Origin of the sequence: Actinomadura sediminis (assembly GCF_042675525.1) — a bacterium.
In the GTDB taxonomy this organism is placed as follows: domain Bacteria; phylum Actinomycetota; class Actinomycetes; order Streptosporangiales; family Streptosporangiaceae; genus Spirillospora; species Spirillospora sediminis.
The window spans coordinates 61,161-76,420 of the sequence record NZ_JBHTJA010000005.1 but is presented as its reverse complement, the minus strand read 5'-3'; the positions used below and the strand labels follow the sequence as shown (position 1 = coordinate 76,420).

The window sequence follows — 15,260 nt, the reverse complement described above, 5'->3', positions numbered from 1 at the left end:
GCCGGTTTCCGCCCCCCGATGGAGGACGGCCCGACCGGAACCCGGGCCATCGACGATGCACGCGAACAAGGAGCGGCCATGCCGATGCCGATGACCGACCCCGCCCACATCGACCTCAGTGATCTGCGGTTCTGGGGCAGGCCGCTCGCCGAACGGGACGCGGCGTTCCGCGACCTGCGGGGCCGTCCCGGCCTCACGCGGTACGCGCTGCCCAAGGTGCCGTTCCTGCGGCGGAGCCCCGGCTACTGGGCGGTGGTGAGGCACGCCGACATCGTGGAGATCAGCCGGCGCCCCGAGGTGTTCAGCAGCGAGCCCAGCGCCACCAGCCCGACCGACATGCCCGCCTGGATGGGCAGGTACTTCACCTCGATGATCGACATGGACGACCCGCGGCACGCCAAGATCCGCCGGGTCGTCGCCCGCGCCTTCAGCCCCAGGATGCTCGCGAAGACCGAGGACGACATCGCCCGCCGCGCCACCCGCATCGTCGACGAACTCATCGCGCGGGGACCGTGCGACTTCGTCGCCAACGCCGCCGTCCGGCTTCCGGTCGAGGTCATCTGCGACATGCTCGGCATCCCGGCCCGCCACCACCGGCGGGTGGTCGCGCTCACCGACATCATCGTCGGCTACACCGATCCCGAGTACGTCGGCACCGCCGTGGCCTATGACCGGGACACCCTCGCCGTGAGCCGGGCGGGGACCGTCCGGATGCTCGGCACCGTCGCCCGGGCGGGCTGGGAACTGCACCGCCTCGCCGCCCGGATCGGCCGTCGGCGCCGCGACCGCCCCACCGGCGACCTGACCTCGGCCCTGGTCAACGCCGACATCGACGGGGAGCGGCTGTCACCGCGCGAGTTCGCCGCGTTCTTCCTGCTCCTGGTCGTCGCGGGGAACGAGACCACCCGCACCGCCCTGGCCCACGGCCTGAAGCTTCTCACCGACCACCCCGACCAGCGCGCCCTGCTCCTGGCCGACTTCGACCGGCGCATCGGCGGCGCGGTCGAAGAGATCGTCCGGATCAGCACGCCGGTCATCTTCATGCGCCGGAACGTCACCCGCGACCACGAACTCGGCGGGCACCGGTTCCGCAGGGGCGACAAGGTCATGCTGTTCTACGGGTCCGGCAACCGCGACGAGACGGTCTTCCCCGACCCCGACCGCTTCGACATCACCCGCTCCCCCAACCCCCACCTCGGATTCGGCGGTCCCGGCCCGCACTTCTGCCTCGGCGCCAACCTCGCCCGCCGCGAGATCACCGTCATGTTCCGCGAACTGTTCACCCGCCTCCCCGACATCACCGCCGGTGAACCCGACCGGCTCCTGTCCGGATTCATCAACGGCTACAAACGCCTGCCCTGCACCTTCACCCCGCCCCGGGCGGCTCAGATCCCCGCCCCGCTGGAGAGCGGCCGGTGACCGATCGGTCCGCCCCGGGGCACGGTTCGCTCTGACGGCCTGCGCCGGACCGGCGGGGGCGGCGGGCCCGGGCGAGGAGGGCGGCGGCGGGGCCGGTGGGGGTGGTGCCGGTGCGCCAGACCGCGCGGAGGGAACGTTCCAGCGTCATGCCCTCGATGGGGATCTCGGCGAGGGTTCCGGCGGCGAGGTCGGGGCCGACGACGAGTTCGCTGATCAGGGCGGGTCCGGCGCCGGCGGCGACGGCGTTGCGGACGGCCGTGCCGGAGCCGAGTTCGAGCAGCGGCGGGGCGAGTTCGAGGCCGCGGGCGGCCATCGCCGAGACGGCGGCCTCCCGGGTGCCGGAGCCCGCCTCGCGGCTGATCAGCGGGGTCGCGGCGACCTCGGCGGGCGGGACCGGACGGGCGCGGCGGGCCCAGCGGTGGCCGGGCGGCGCGACCAGGACGAGCCGGTCCCCCGCGACGGCGCGGCTGCGCAGGCCGGACGGGCGGCCGGGCGACTCGATGAAGCCGATGTCGACGTCGCCGTGCCGCGCGAGTTCGCAGACGCGGGACGAGTTCGTGACCTGCATGCCCACGTGGAGTTCGGGGTCGTCGCGGCGGAGGTCGCCGATCCAGGCAGGCAGGAGGTGCTCGGCGACGGTGAGGCTGGCGGCGACCGTGAGGCGTCCGCTGCGTTCGCGGCGGAGGGCCTCGGCGCCGTCGGTGAGCGCGGTGAGGTCGTCCAGGACGCGCCGCGCCCACCCGGTCACGAGGCGGCCGGCGGGGGTGAGGGCGGAGCCGCGGCGGGTGCGCTCGACGAGGCGCAGGCCGAGGCGGCGTTCGAGGCGCGACAGCCGCTTGCCGGCGGACGGCTGGCTGACGCGCAGTTCGGCCGCCGCGGCGGTGAGGCTGCCGTGCTCGGCGACCAGGACGAGCAGCCGCAGCGATTCGACGTCCGGCGGCGCGGTCATGCCCCCAGGTTATGACGTGAGGTCGAACCGGCCGGTACCGGGATCGTCCGGACGGGCGGAGGCTCGACCGCATGGACGGCGAGCGAATGCGTGGCTGGTGGGGGTCCGCGGGGCCGGGGGTGTCGGTGGCGGCGACCGGTGCGGGCGCGGCGCTGGTGCTCGGCGGGTTCGTGCCCGCGGTGAGCGCGCTGACGATCGCGGTGCTGCTGGGCGTCCTCACCGGCGGGGTCCTGCCGGGCGTGACGGCGCACGGCCTGGAGTGGGCCGCGCGCAGGTGCCTCAGGCTCGGGGTGGTGCTGCTCGGGTTGCAGCTCAGCCTCGCGGAGGTGCTGCGGCTCGGCCCCGGGATGCTCGCCGTCGTGGTGGTGACGGTCGCGGCGGGGTTCGCCGGGACGATCGCGCTCGGGCGGCTCGTCGGGGTGTCGCGGGGGCTCGGGCTGATGGTCGCGACGGGGTTCTCGATCTGCGGGGCGTCGGCGATCGCGGCGATGGACGGGGTGACGCGGACCGAGCGGGAGGACGTCGCGGGCGGTGTCGCGCTCGTGACCATCTACGGGAGCGCGGCGATCCTGCTCGTCCCGTTCCTCGGCACCCGGGTGTTCGGCCTGGACGGCGAGGCGCTCGGGATGTGGGCGGGGCTGAGCGTGCACGAGGTCGCGCAGGTGGTGGCGGCCGCGTCGCCCGCGGGCGCGGCGGCGGTGGGGACGGCCGTGGTCGTGAAGCTCACCCGCGTGGTGCTGCTCGCGCCGATGGTCGCGGGGATGGGCGTCCTGGAGCGGCGGTCGGGGGCCGCGGCGGCGCGGCCGCCGATCGTGCCGCTGTTCGTCGCCGGGTTCCTGGCGGCGATGGTCCTGCGCTCCGCGAACGTCCTGCCCGAGGCCGCCCTCGCGGGCGCGAGCGACGTCTCGACGGTGCTGCTGGCCGCCGCGATGTTCGGGCTCGGGACGTCCGTGCGGATCGGGACGCTGCTGCGGACGGGACGGCGCGGCCTCCTGCTCGGCGCCCTGTCGACGGCCCTCGTGGGCGGCGTGTCGCTCGGCGCGCTGACCGTCCTCGGCGCGTGATCGCCCGGCGCGCCGTCCGGCCGCAGCCGGGTCGGCGCGTGGAGGGAGCGGCGGAGCCGGTCGCCCGGTATGGACGACCGGCTCCGCTTCCTCACGGCGACGGTGCTTCCCGGCATCCCTGCCCCGCCCGCGGCTTCGCGCTCGCCTACGCGGGCTCGGGCGCGCGGCCCGGGGTCAGGGCGAGGGCGGCGGCCGCGCCGACGGCGGCGGCCACGGCGGCGAGGGTGAACGCCTGCGTGAAGCCGTCCAGGGTCGTTCCGGCGAGGCTCGCGGCGGCGACGCTGGAGACGACGGCGGCGCCGAACGACGCGCCGAACTCGTGGAACGAGCTCACGATGCCCGAGGCGATCCCGGCCTCGTGGGGCGCGACGCGTCCGAGCGCGGTCGCCGAGGCGACGACGAACAGGGCGCCGGTGCCCGCCGCCGCGACCGACACGCCGCCGACGACGACGGCGGGGTGCAGCGAGACCGCGGGGGCCGCCAGGCCGGCCGCCGCGACCAGCAGCCCCGCGACGGCCGGTGCGCGGCCGCCCCACCGGCCGATGACCCGCCCGGTCGCGTTGGCGCCGAGCATCGTCGCCAGCGCGACCGGCAGGAACAGCAGGCCCGTCCGGAGGGCGCCGTAGTCCCGGGCGTGCTGGAAGTAGAACGTGCCCAGGAAGAACACCGCGATCATCAGGGCCGTCGCCGTGAAGATGAGGAACGCGCCCGTCGCGACCGGGCGCCGCACCAGGAGACGGACGTCCATCAGCGGCGACGCGGCCCGCCGCTGCCAGAGCACGAAAGCGGTGTACCCGGCGGCGGCCGCGAGGACCAGCCATCCGGTGCGCGCGGTGAGCCAGCCGTCCTCCCCGGCGGCGATGAGCGCGTAGATCAGCGCGGCCGAGGACGCCGTGACCAGGACGGCGCCCGGCACGTCGACGCGGCCCCGTGCGGCCGCCGGGGGCTGCGCGGGGAGCAGGACGGCGAGGGCCGCGGCGATCACCAGGCCGATCGGGACGTTGACGTAGAAGACCCACGCCCAGCCGGGACCCGCGGTGAGCAGGCCGCCGAGCAGGACGCCGAGGGCCGCCCCGCCGCCGCCGAGCGCGGACCACACGCCGAGGGCCTTGTTGCGCTCGTCCCCGTCGAACAGCGCCACCACCAGGGAGAGCGCGGCGGGCGACAGCAGCGCCGCGCCGGCGCCCTGCGCGACGCGCCCGGCCAGCAGCACGGCGGCCGACCCGGCGAGGCCGGTGACGAGGGACGCGACGGTGAACAGCAGGAGCCCGGCGAGCACGACGCGCTTGGCGCCGACCAGGTCCGCGATGCGCCCGCCGAGCAGCATCAGCCCGCCGAACGTGAGGGTGTAGGCGCTGACCGTCCAGGTCAGGGTCTCGCGGCCGACGCCCAGGTCGGTCTCGATGTGGGGCAGCGCGATCGCCACGACCGTGACGTCGAGGATCAGCATGAGCTGCGCCACCCCGAGGAACCCGAGCACGCGCCACCGTGCCGGGTGCGGCGAGGTCGGGTGCGGCGATATCGCCGGCGACTGGGTCATCGGGTCCTCCCGGAGCAATAACTCGTACATCTGAATACGAGTTCTGCTCGCCACCATAACTCATACATCGCTGTACGGGTTAGAATGTCTTCATGGTCACACCCTCCGCCCGCCCGCGGCGCCGGGCCGACGCCGAGCGCAACATCGCCCGCATCGTGTCCGCCGCCCGGACCCTGCTGAGCTCCGACCCGAACGCGAGCACGGACGACATCGCCCGTGCGGCGGGCGTCGGGCGGATGACGCTGTACGGGCACTTCCGCACCCGCGCCGACCTGGTCGAGGCCGCGCTCACCGACGCCCTGCGGGACGGCGAAGCGGTCCTGTCGGCCGTCGACCTGTCGGGGGACCCGTGCGCGGCGATCGGCAGGCTGCTGGCGTCGAGCTGGGAACTCGTGGCCGAGTCGGCGGCGCTGCTGGCCGCCGCGGAAGGGGTGCTCCCGGCGGGCCGGGTGCGCGAGCTGCACGACCCGCCCGCCCGGCGCATGGCCGAGCTCGTCCGCCGGGGCCGCGACGAGGGCGTGATGCGCACCGACCTGCCCGAGGCCTGGCTGGCGAACGTCGTCCACTACATCGTGCACGGCGCGGCCGACGAGGTGCGCGCGGGACGCCTCGCCGCCGAGGACGCCGCGGACGCGGTGACGAAGTCGGTCCTGTCCGTCCTGACGGGCTAGCCCCGCAGTCGGCCGCCGCCACGTACCGCGATCCCCGCGGGCCGGGACGCTACCCGCACGTCCACAGCGTGCCGAGGCCGTGCCGCCCGGTCGGGATCGCGGAGGCGCCGGGCGGGCGCGGCGTCGAGGATCTCCCGCAGCGTCCCGTCGTCGACGTCCTCGCCGGTGAACCATCGCGTCGCGCGCACCGCACGGAGCGCGGCGAGCGGGTCGGGCCGGTCCGTCACAGCGAGCGGACCACCCTCGCCGGGGTGCCCACGGCGACGACGTCCGGCGGGACGTCCTTCGTGACGACCGCCCCGGCGCCGATCACGCTGTTCGCGCCGATCGTCACCCCGGCGAGGACGATCGCGCCGCCGCCGATCCACACGTTGTCCCCGATCACGATCGGCGCGGCGCCCTCGATCTTCGCCCGCCGCTGCGCGGGGTCGAGCGGGTGCGTGGGGGTGAGCAACTGGACGTTCGGGCCGATCTGGACGTCGGCGCCGATCGTGATCGGCGCGACGTCCAGCGCGGTCAGCCCGTAGTTCGCGAACGTGCCGGAGCCGACGGTGATGTACGAGCCGTAGTCGACGTACAGCGGCGGCCGGATGTGCGCGTCGGGGGCGATCGAGCCGAGCAGCTCCTCGAGGACGGGCCGGGCGGCGTCCCGGTCGGTGGCGTACACCTCGCCGTACCGGTGCGCCAGCGCGATCGCGCGCCTGGACGCGGCCTCCAGCTCGGGGTCGTCGGCGATGTACGGGTCGCCGGCCAGCATGCGCTCACGGTTGCTGCGGGCGTCCCCGGCGAAATGCTCGATCATGCGGCGAGCCTAGGCGCCGCGTGCACCGAGGAGGCGCAGCAGGCTGGTGCGGAGCACCTCGTCCGCCTCCGCGCCGGGCAGGCGTCCGGCGTCCCGTTCCGCGCTCGCGGCGTGGCTCAGCCGGATGACGGCCGCGACGAGCCAGTCGACCGGGAGCCGGTCGTCGAACTCGCCCATCTGCCGGCCGCGCCGGATGATGCGCCGGAGCCGGTCGGCGATCTCGGTGTGGCGTTCCGCGTCCTCGTGCGGGTCGGCGGGCAGCTCGCTGATCTGCCGCATCAGGACGGGGTAGCGCCCGGCCGTCCGGGCGCCCGCGTCGAGGAGCCGCAGCAGCGCCTCGGCGGCCGGTCCCGCGTCGAGGTCGGCGGCGTCCATTTCCGCGACGGTCTCCGCGGTGAGCCGGTCGAGGACCGCCGAGAGCAGCCGCTCCCGAGTGGGGAAATGGGCGTAAACGGTCTGGCGGGAGACGCCTGCCGCCGCGGCGATGACCGCGACGCCGGCGCCGGGCCGGGCGTTCAGCACCTGGACGGCCGCGTCCAGGATGGCCGTCCGGCTGCGCCGGGCGTCGGCGCGGCGGTTACGGTCCGGGGACGCCGTCATCTCTTACACCTTGTCAAAATTGTCGGCCGACACATATCGTACAACGTGTAAGAGTTTACGGCCGAGCCTCACGCGGCGGGAGTGCCATGCGTCCATTCAGCGACACCGACCCCAAAGAGTTCATCGCGGACTTCTTCACCTCCATGACCGAGGACCTCCTACACGACGACGAGGATCCGGCGGTGATCATCGACCGCTACCACACCCCGGACGTCGTCGAGGTCGCCGACGGCCACCACATGGACCGGGACAAGCTCATCGCGCACACCCGCCCGGTGCGCAAGCACCGGCCCGAACATCGCATCGAAGTACACGAAGCGCTGCTGAACGGCGACCAGATCGCCGCCCGGTACACACTGCACGTCCGGCAGCGCCAGAAGGACCTCCACATCGAGGTGTACTTCTTCGGAACCTTCACCCCCGACGGCCGCCTCCACCGCGCGCACATGCTCACCCGCACAGTCCCCAGCCCGGACAAGACGGCCTGACCACCCGGCCAGAGAACGGGCCGCGGCAGGCGGTCAGTGCCACGGCCCGTGGCGGCCGAGGGTTTCCACGGGGGTCGCACCGGGGCGCGTCCACTGCGGCACCGGGCGGCTGGTCTCGCCCCAGGTGGCGTTACCGTCCGCGTCCGAGCGCCAGTACCAGCACGGGACGTCCCCCTCCGGCCAGCCCTCCGGATTGTCCTGCCACGCCTCGCCGCGGCCGTAGGGCGTCATGTCGAGCAGGGCCATGGAGCCGTTGACGGGCTCGGTGCCGCGACCCGTCGTGGAGTAGGTGAGGAACGTGCGGTCGCCGTCGCGCAGGAAACTGGTGGCGTACCCCATGACGCCGCCGACCGGCTCGTCCACGCCCCGCACCGAGTACCAGGGCTCGGTGTAGCCCATGAAGTCGACGTAGGAGGCCACCTCCTCCCACCGGCCGGTCGTCAGCACGGCGTACGAGACGCCGCGGGCGTTGAGGTAGACGGCGTCCTTCATGTGCCACACCGTGGTGGTGCAGCCCTCGCACTGCCCCTGCGGGGGCGCGTCGTCGTACCACATGTGCTTGTAGACGACGAGTTCCTCGCGGCCCTGGAACAGGTCGATGAACGGCACCGGGCCGTCGGGCCCGACGATCTCGACCGTCCCGTCGAACTCCACCATCGGCAGCCGCCGGCGCGCGGCGGCGATCGCGTCCCCCTCGCGGGTGTGGGCCTTCTCCCGGGCCAGCAGCTCGTCCCGGGCCGCCTGCCAGGTGGCCAGGTCGACGACGGGCGGACGCCCGGGCAGGTCGTCGGTCATGGTGTCCTCCGTGATCTCTCGTACGGGTGCTCGACGGGACAGACCTACCCCGCGCCCCGGACTCATCGCGGCCGGCGAGTCGACGGCCCCGGCGATCGGGGAGAGACTCGGTTCCGAGCGGCCCCGACCGGAGAGGAGCGCGGATGACCGCCGTCGTGGTGGAGCTGTCCGCCCGCGACCTGACGCACGCCGACCTGGAGTCCTGCGCGTGGGCCGGATCACCCGTCCACCTCGCCTCCGTGGCGAGGCAACTGGACCGGGCCCGGCTCGGCGAGGTCGACTACCTGGCGGTCTGCCCGCCGTCCGGCCTGCCCGTGGCGATCGGCGGAGTCGACTACCGGGCCCGGGAAGGCGTCGGCACGCTGTGGCAGCTCACCGTTCACCCGGCGCTGCGCTCGTGCGGGATCGGCACGTTCCTCGTCCACGCCGCCGAGGGAAGGGTGCGGGCCCGCGGTCTCCGCCGGGCCGAACTCAGCGTGGAGGAGACCAACCCCCGCGCCCGGGCGCTGTACGACCGCCTGGGCTACGTCGCTTCCGGCCGCCGTCCCGAGTCGTGGGACGAGCTCGCCCCGGACGGTTCCGTCCGCCACTACGAGACGGTCTGCACGGTGATGAGCAAAGACCTCGAAAGCGGCGTTCCCCGGCGCTGGACCCACGAAAGTGACTAGCTTCGGATCATGGGGACGACCGCATGAAAGAGGTGACACGACGGGGCTTCCTGGTCACGGCGGGGGCGCTGGCGGCCGGTGGGGGCGTCGCCGCGCTGGTCGAAGCCGGTGTCCTGCCGGGCAGGGAACGCGCGGCGCGGGCCCTGGGCCGGTGCGGCGAGCTGCCCGCTCCACCACCGCGCCCGCCGGGGCCGGTGGAGGAGCACACCCTGCGCGCGGGCGGCGAGACCGTCCGCGCGGTGATCGGCCGTCCGCCCGGCGCCCGTCCCGGCCCGCCGCTGCCGGTCGCCGTCCTGCTGCACGGCGGCGGCGGGAACGCGCGCACCCCCTTCGACGTGTACGCGATCCAGAACTACCTGGCCGACGCCGTGGCGGAGGGCACGCCGCCCTTCGCCGTGGCCTCCGTGGACCGCTGGTTCCTCGACGGCCTCGTCACGGACCGCCTGCTCCCGTTCCTCGCCGATCGGGGACTGGCGACCGGACGCTTCGGCCTGCTCGGCTGGTCGATGGGCGGGGACGGCGCCCTGCGCCTGGCGGCGGAGCAGGGCCGCGCGCGGGTGGCCGCGGTGGTGGCGACGTCACCCGCCGTCGACGACACGGACGCCCGGTCGTACGCGCGGCGGCTGACCGGCATCCCGGTGTGGGCCGGATGCGGCGACCACGACTCCTTCGCCGAGCCGACCGAGGAACTCCTCGCGACCCTGCGCGACGCGGGCGAGCGCCCGCAGGGCGGGATCTACCCGGGCTGCCACGACGCGGCGTTCCGCCGCAGGATGCTCCCCCGCCAACTCCCGTTCCTGGGCCACCGCCTGGCCGGCGGGACGGACGACTGACCGCCCACCGTCACCCCCCGAACTCGCCCCGCTTCCCCGGGACGAGAAGGACGGCGAACGCCGCACGGTCGAGCGCAAGGTGCCCCGCCTCCGGCGCCTTGAGGAGCGGCCGCGCGGAAATCGGTTGCGGCCGTGGGGATGATGGGCGGATGCGCGAGTTCGATGATCTGGTCGCGGAGGCGGAGGCGGCGCCCGTCGAGGGGTGGGACTTCTCGTGGTTCGAGGGACGGGCCACCGAGGAGCGGCCCTCGTGGGGGTACCAGCGGTCGATGAGCGCCCGGCTGGCCGGGGTGGACGCCGCGCTGGACGTGCAGACGGGCGGGGGCGAGGTGCTCGCGGGGGCGGAGTCGTTCCCGCGGACGATGGTGGCCACGGAGGGGTGGCCGCCGAACGTCGCGAGGGCCACGCGGCTGCTGCATCCGCGCGGGGTCGTCGTGGTGGCGGATCCGGACGAGCCGCCGCTGCCGTTCGCCGACGGGGCGTTCGACCTGGTGACGAGCCGGCATCCGGCGACGGTGTGGTGGGACGAGATCGCGCGGGTGCTGCGGCCGGGCGGGACGTACTTCGCGCAGCACGTCGGGCCCGGGACGGTGTGGGAGCTGGTCGAGTACTTCCTCGGCCCGCAGCCGGACGCGAAGCGCAGGCGGCACCCGGACGTCGAGCGGGCCGACGCCGAGGCGGCGGGGCTGAAGGTGGTCGATCTGCGGATGGAGCGGCTCCGGATGGAGTTCTTCGACGTGGGCGCGGTCGTCCACTTCCTGCGGAAGGTCGTGTGGACGGTCCCGGGGTTCACGGTCGAGAAGTACCGGGAGCGGCTGCGGGAACTCGACGCGGGCATCCGCGCCGAGGGCCCGTTCGTCGCCCATTCCACGCGCGCCCTGTTCGAGGCCCGCAAGCCCGGCGGCTGACGCGGGGCCGCCGTCTCGTTCCCGCACAGGCCCTGTAGCGTCCGGTGGCATGGTCTTCCCTCCGCTGAGACGGCTGGGCGTGCTCGTGCTGCTGCCCTTGTGGGCCACGGCCGCATGTGGGTCGGGGCACGTGAACGCGACCGTCGATTGCGAGCGCCGTTTCGGCCTCTCCCCGACACATCCGTGCACGGTGACGTTCGAGCGGGGGCACGGTCCGGCCAGCGCCTCCGTCGTGGGCGCCGAGATCGAACTGCTCGACGTCGCGGGCGATCACGTCGTCATCCGCGTCGACGGGCGCGAGCGCCGTGTTCTGGTGGAGCAGGGAGAGCCGCAGGAGTTCGGCCTGCATTACTCCGTCGAGGCGCTCACCGACGACGCGGTCGTTCTCAAGGTCAGAGACCTCCCGGTGCTCTGACGCGGCTCCGGGCGGGTGCTCGGAGCCGTTCGGTCAGCGGGGGCGGGGCGGGTACTTGGCGATGAAGAGGCCCTCGGCGGTGACGCAGTCGCGGCCGTCGTGGCGGATGGCGCCGACCGTGCGGATCTTGCGGCCGTCCACCGAGACCTGGCGGGCGGAGATGGTGAGCGGCTCGAACAGCGGCGTCAGGCGGTGGTAGCGCAGGGTCAGCTCGGCGGTCATGCCCGAGACGCCCGCCCAGCCGTTCGCGACGCCGAGGGTGTGGTCGAGCAGGAGGGACGAGACGCCGCCGTGGACGCTCGACGGGGGTCCCTGGTACGGGAGGTCGAGGGTGGTCGTGGCCTCGATGCCGCCGTCGTCCGCGGGCTCGTACTCCAGGGGCGGGGCGATGGGGTTCTCGGGGCCGGTGGCCGGGTCGTGGCGGGTGTTGCCGTCGCCCCGCCACATGTCGACGAGCCGGTCCTCCAGCTCGGGCGCCGCGGCCTCGAGGTCGTCGGCGACGGCGTTGAGGCGGTCGGCGACGTCCGCCATGTCGGCGGCCGAGATGTCCCCGGCGCGGACGAGCGCGGCGATGACGCGGCGCGCGGCGGCGGAGGCGGCGTCGACGCCGCGGCGGCGGGCGGACGCCTGCAGGTCGATCGTCACGCGGGCCTCCCCGTGGGCTGCGGGTCGCGGGGCAGGCCGAGGATGCGTTCGCCGATGATGTTCAGCTGGACGTCCGTGGTGCCTCCGGCGATCGACATGTTGCGCGAGTTCAGGAACATCCAGGTGGGGTCCTGCATGCCGCCGGGGCCCTCGCCGGTGAGGGCGTCCGGGCCGATCCAGTCGACGGCCGTCTCCCAGACCTGCTGGATGTGCTCGACGCCGATGAGCTTGCCGATGGACGACTCGGCGCCCGGCTGCCCGCCGGCGAGCGAGCGCAGGGTGGTGCGGAGGCCGAACAGGCTGCTCGACTGGGCGTCGCAGAGGATGCCGCCGAGGGTGGCGAGGCGCTCGGCGCGGCCCTCGGGATCGTCCGTCCGGACGAGTTCGAGCAGGGCCTCGCCGCCGCTGCCGAGGGACGAGTCGTTGGACAGCGACACGCGCTCGTTCGCGAGGGTGGTGCGGGCGAGCCTCCAGCCGTCGCCGGGACGTCCGACGAGGAGGTCGTCCGGGACGAAGACGCCGTCGAGGAACACCTCGTTGAACAGGGTGTCGCCGGTGAGCTCCCGGAGGGGGCGGACGTCGATGCCGGGCGATGTCATGTCGAGGAGGAAGTACGACAACCCCTTGTGCTTGGGGACGGACGCGTCGGTGCGGGCGAGCAGGATGCCCCAGCCGGCCTCGCGGGCCATGGACGTCCACACCTTCTGCCCGCTGATCCTCCAGCCGCCGTCGACCTTCTCGGCGCGGGTGGTGAGCGCGGCGAGGTCGGACCCGGCGCCGGGTTCGCTGAACAGCTGGCACCAGCGGACGTCGCCGCGCAGGGACGGCGGCAGGAAGCGTTCGTGCTGCGCGGGCGAGCCGTGCGCGATGAGCGTCGGCACCACCCAGTTGCCGATGATCATGTCGTGCGCACGCAGGCCGGCGGCGCGCATCTCCTCGGCGATGACGAGCTGGGCGACGGCGTCCGCGCCCTTGCCCCAGGGGGCCGGGAGGTGCGGGGCCGTGTAGCCGTGGTCCGCGAGGTAGTCGATCCGGTCCTTGCCGGTGAGGGCCTTCGCCGGTTCGAGTTCGGCGCGGATCCCGGCGCGGACGGTCGCGGCCTCGGGCGGGAGCTCGACGGACAGTTCGCGGCGGACGCCGTCGAGGGTGAGGTGCGCGACGCGGCGGCGCCAGTCGTCGGTGGAGCCGAGCAGGACGCGGAGCGTCTGCGTCCGCCGCAGGTACAGGCTCGCGTCGTGCTCCCACGTGAAGCCGATGCCGCCGAGCGTCTGGATGCAGTCCTTCGCGGTGGTGAAGGCGGCGTGCGGGGAGGTGGCCCCGGCGACGGCGGCGGCGAGGGACGCCTCGCGGGCGCCGGCGGTGTCGTGGGCGCGGGCGGCGTCCCACGCGCACGCGCGGGCCTGTTCGGCGTGCGCGAGCATGCGGGCGCAGCGGTGCTTGACGCCCTGGAACTGGCCGATCGGACGACCGAACTGCTCGCGGACCTTCGCGTACTCGGCGGCGGTCGCGGTCGCCCAGTCGGCGAGGCCGGACGATTCGGCGGCGAACAGGACGGCCGCGAGGTCGAGCACGGTGCGAGCGTCGATGCCGAGCGTCGCGTCCGGGACGGCGCCGTCCGCGTGCAGGCGGCCGAGGCGGCGGGTCAGGTCGTGGCTCGGGAGCTCCTCGGCGGACGCGCCCGACAGGACGGCCCACACCGTGCGGTCGCCGTCGCGGGCGGGGACGACGAGGACGTCCGCGAGGTGCGCGCCCATGATCGGCTCGGACGTCCCGTGCAGCGTCCCGCCGGCGCGCAGTTCGAGCCCGCCGGGGCGGAGGCCGACGGCGCCGATCGCCGCGCCGGACGCGAGTCCCGCGAGGTGGTCGCGGTGGCCCGCGCGGTGCAGGACGGCGCTCGCGAGGACGGTCGGGAGGAACGGCCCGGGGGTCATCGCGCGGCCGAGCTCCTCGAGGACGACGGCGAGTTCGAGCAGCCCGTACCCGGCGCCGCCGAGGTCCTCGGGCAGGTGCAGGCCGAGGAGGCCCTGGGCGGCGAGGTCGTCCCAGAACGGCGGGACCTGCTCGCGATCGGCGTCCACGGCGGCGCGCACGGCGGGCTGCGTCACCCGCCGGGCGGTGAAGGCGCGCACGGCGTCGCGGAGGTCGCGGTGCTCCTCGGTCAGTCCGATGGTCATGCTCAGATCCGTTCGATGATGGTGGCGGTGGAGTGCGCGCCGCCCGCGCACATGGTGACGAGGGCCGTGGCCCGGTCGGAACGTTCCAGCTCGCAGACGGCCTGCGTGATCAGCCGGGCGCCAGTGGAGCCGACGGCGTGCCCGAGGGCGATGGCGCCGCCGTTGACGTTGACGCGGTCCAGGTCGGCGCCGAGGACGCCCGCCCACGACAGCACGACCGACGCGAACGCCTCGTTGATCTCGACGAGGTCGATGTCGGACAGCTTCATGCCCGCGCGGCCGAGGACGTCGCGGGTGGAGTCGATGGGGCCGTCCAGGTGGTAGTGCGGGTCGGAGCCGACCATGGTGGACGCGACGATCCGGGCGCGGGGCCGCAGGCCGAGTTCGGCGGCGCGCTCGCGGGACATCAGCAGGACGGCGGCGGCGCCGTCGCTGATCTGCGAGGAGTTGCCCGCGGTGTGGATCCCGTCCGGGACGACCGGGTTCAGGGCGGCGAGCTTCTCCGGGGACGTGTCGCGCAGGCCCTGGTCGCGGGTGACGGTGGCGGTCTCGCCGGTCGGGCCCTCCTTCGTCATGACGGGCGCGTCGATCTCGATGATCTGGCCGGCGAAGCGGTCCTCGGCCCAGGCGCGGGCGGCCCGCCGCTGGGACTCGAGGCCGAGCGCGTCGGCGTCCGCGCGGGTGATCCCCCGGTTCCTCGCGATGCGCTCGGCGGCGGTGAACTGGTCGGGGTAGTCGAAGTCCCAGCCGTCCGGCATGGGGCTGCCGGTCTCGGGGGTGAGGGCCTGGCCGAGGAAGACGCGGCTCATCGCCTCGACGCCGCAGCCGACGCCGGTGTGGATCGTTCCCGCGGCGATCAGCCCGGCGACGAGGTGGACGGCCTGCTGGGACGAGCCGCACGCGCAGTCGATGCTGGTGCAGGCGGTCGTGTACGGGAGGCCCGCGTACAGCCAGGCGTTGCGGGTGACGTTGTTCGCCTGCTCCCCCGCCTGGGTGACGCAGCCGCCGACGACCTGCCCGACCGTGGCGGGGTCGACGCCGAGCCGGTCGAGCAGCCCCTTCTGGGTCGCGCCGAGGAGCTGCGCCGGGTGCAGTCCCGACAGGGCGCCGTGCCGCTTGCCGACCGGGGTGCGGGCGGCGTCGACGATGACGGCTTCAGGCATGGGGGGCTTCCTTCCTGACCGGTGAGAACGCGGCAAAGTTAGAATTGATTCTCGACCCCGGGCAAGATCGGTCCCACTGAGTGGTTCGCTGCGGTCGGAGCGGAGATTCCCGGCCCGCTGAGCGGG

Annotated in this window: 17 protein-coding genes; 8 read left to right on the top strand and 9 right to left on the bottom strand. The window is 74.4% G+C overall.

All coding sequences use genetic code 11. The features are described from left to right. Positions 1 to 84: 84 nt before the first annotated feature. Positions 85 to 1,419 carry a cytochrome P450 gene (locus ACFQ11_RS04965; RefSeq protein ID WP_378296697.1) on the top strand — a complete coding sequence of 445 codons (1,335 nt, stop codon included), beginning with the start codon at positions 85 to 87 and terminating at the stop codon, positions 1,417 to 1,419. On the opposite strand, the gene ACFQ11_RS04960 is transcribed toward ACFQ11_RS04965, so the two are convergent. Further along, the gene (locus tag ACFQ11_RS04960) at positions 1,367 to 2,368 is read right to left on the bottom strand and encodes a LysR substrate-binding domain-containing protein (protein ID WP_378296615.1); all 1,002 of its coding nucleotides are present in this window, start codon (positions 2,366 to 2,368) and stop codon (positions 1,367 to 1,369) included. The genes ACFQ11_RS04965 and ACFQ11_RS04960 overlap by 53 nt on opposite strands. Before the next feature lie 71 nt (positions 2,369 to 2,439). Between ACFQ11_RS04960 and ACFQ11_RS04955 the strand changes: the two genes are divergently transcribed. Continuing rightward, positions 2,440 to 3,432 carry a YeiH family protein gene (locus ACFQ11_RS04955; protein WP_378296614.1) on the top strand — a complete coding sequence of 331 codons (993 nt, stop codon included), beginning with the start codon at positions 2,440 to 2,442 and terminating at the stop codon, positions 3,430 to 3,432. Positions 3,433 to 3,577: 145 nt separating this feature from the next. Here the strand turns inward: ACFQ11_RS04955 and ACFQ11_RS04950 are convergent, their stop codons facing one another. Beyond that, entirely contained in the window at positions 3,578 to 4,972 is a 1,395-nt protein-coding gene (locus ACFQ11_RS04950) for an MFS transporter (protein WP_378296613.1), read from the bottom strand. Positions 4,973 to 5,064: 92 nt separating this feature from the next. Here ACFQ11_RS04950 and ACFQ11_RS04945 point away from each other — a divergent pair, with 92 nt between their 5' ends. Further along, positions 5,065 to 5,643 (top strand): TetR/AcrR family transcriptional regulator, encoded by a 579-nt coding sequence (locus ACFQ11_RS04945; RefSeq protein ID WP_378296612.1) that lies wholly within the window; start codon positions 5,065 to 5,067, stop codon positions 5,641 to 5,643. Here the strand turns inward: ACFQ11_RS04945 and ACFQ11_RS04940 are convergent. Genes ACFQ11_RS04940 through ACFQ11_RS04930 form a run of 3 tightly spaced genes read right to left on the bottom strand, consistent with a single transcriptional unit; the run spans position 5,640 to position 7,045 of the window. Then, entirely contained in the window at positions 5,640 to 5,870 is a 231-nt protein-coding gene (locus ACFQ11_RS04940) for a hypothetical protein (protein WP_378296610.1), read from the bottom strand. The two genes, ACFQ11_RS04945 and ACFQ11_RS04940, sit on opposite strands and share 4 nt — an antisense overlap. Then, entirely contained in the window at positions 5,867 to 6,445 is a 579-nt protein-coding gene (locus ACFQ11_RS04935; protein WP_378296609.1) for a sugar O-acetyltransferase, read from the bottom strand. Before ACFQ11_RS04935 ends, ACFQ11_RS04940 begins: the two co-directional genes overlap by 4 nt. Positions 6,446 to 6,454: 9 nt before the next feature. Then, complete coding sequence (locus ACFQ11_RS04930) at positions 6,455 to 7,045, bottom strand: TetR/AcrR family transcriptional regulator (RefSeq protein ID WP_378296608.1); 591 nt, start codon at positions 7,043 to 7,045, stop codon at positions 6,455 to 6,457. A gap of 86 nt (positions 7,046 to 7,131) precedes the next feature. Between ACFQ11_RS04930 and ACFQ11_RS04925 the strand changes: the two genes are divergently transcribed. Continuing rightward, entirely contained in the window at positions 7,132 to 7,533 is a 402-nt protein-coding gene (locus tag ACFQ11_RS04925) for a nuclear transport factor 2 family protein (protein ID WP_378296606.1), read from the top strand. Positions 7,534 to 7,566: 33 nt separating this feature from the next. Here ACFQ11_RS04925 and ACFQ11_RS04920 read toward each other — a convergent pair whose 3' ends face one another. Beyond that, positions 7,567 to 8,328 (bottom strand): DUF899 family protein, encoded by a 762-nt coding sequence (locus ACFQ11_RS04920; RefSeq protein ID WP_378296605.1) that lies wholly within the window; start codon positions 8,326 to 8,328, stop codon positions 7,567 to 7,569. A 143-nt stretch (positions 8,329 to 8,471) separates the two neighbouring features. Between ACFQ11_RS04920 and ACFQ11_RS04915 the strand changes: the two genes are divergently transcribed. The 4 genes from ACFQ11_RS04915 to ACFQ11_RS04900 all read left to right on the top strand — a co-directional run bounded on the left by ACFQ11_RS04915 (position 8,472) and on the right by ACFQ11_RS04900 (position 11,152). Next, on the top strand, positions 8,472 to 8,996 hold the full coding sequence (locus tag ACFQ11_RS04915; protein WP_378296604.1) for a GNAT family N-acetyltransferase: 525 nt from the start codon (positions 8,472 to 8,474) through the stop codon (positions 8,994 to 8,996). 23 nt (positions 8,997 to 9,019) lie between these two features. After that, complete coding sequence (locus ACFQ11_RS04910) at positions 9,020 to 9,829, top strand: twin-arginine translocation signal domain-containing protein (protein ID WP_378296603.1); 810 nt, start codon at positions 9,020 to 9,022, stop codon at positions 9,827 to 9,829. Between the two features lie 149 nt (positions 9,830 to 9,978). After that, positions 9,979 to 10,737, top strand: coding sequence for a class I SAM-dependent methyltransferase (locus ACFQ11_RS04905; protein WP_378296601.1), 759 nt, complete (start codon positions 9,979 to 9,981; stop codon positions 10,735 to 10,737). Between the two features lie 49 nt (positions 10,738 to 10,786). Continuing rightward, the gene (locus ACFQ11_RS04900) at positions 10,787 to 11,152 is read left to right on the top strand and encodes a hypothetical protein (RefSeq protein WP_378296599.1); all 366 of its coding nucleotides are present in this window, start codon (positions 10,787 to 10,789) and stop codon (positions 11,150 to 11,152) included. A 33-nt stretch (positions 11,153 to 11,185) separates the two neighbouring features. Here ACFQ11_RS04900 and ACFQ11_RS04895 read toward each other — a convergent pair whose 3' ends face one another. Genes ACFQ11_RS04895 through ACFQ11_RS04885 form a run of 3 tightly spaced genes read right to left on the bottom strand, consistent with a single transcriptional unit; the run spans position 11,186 to position 15,134 of the window. Beyond that, positions 11,186 to 11,797, bottom strand: a complete 612-nt coding sequence (locus ACFQ11_RS04895; protein ID WP_378296598.1) for a PaaI family thioesterase — start codon at positions 11,795 to 11,797, stop codon at positions 11,186 to 11,188. Continuing rightward, entirely contained in the window at positions 11,794 to 13,971 is a 2,178-nt protein-coding gene (locus tag ACFQ11_RS04890; RefSeq protein ID WP_378296597.1) for an acyl-CoA dehydrogenase, read from the bottom strand. The genes ACFQ11_RS04895 and ACFQ11_RS04890 overlap by 4 nt, the downstream gene beginning before the upstream one ends. 2 nt (positions 13,972 to 13,973) lie before the next feature. Next, on the bottom strand, positions 13,974 to 15,134 hold the full coding sequence (locus ACFQ11_RS04885; RefSeq protein ID WP_378296596.1) for a steroid 3-ketoacyl-CoA thiolase: 1,161 nt from the start codon (positions 15,132 to 15,134) through the stop codon (positions 13,974 to 13,976). Positions 15,135 to 15,260 lie beyond the last annotated feature (126 nt).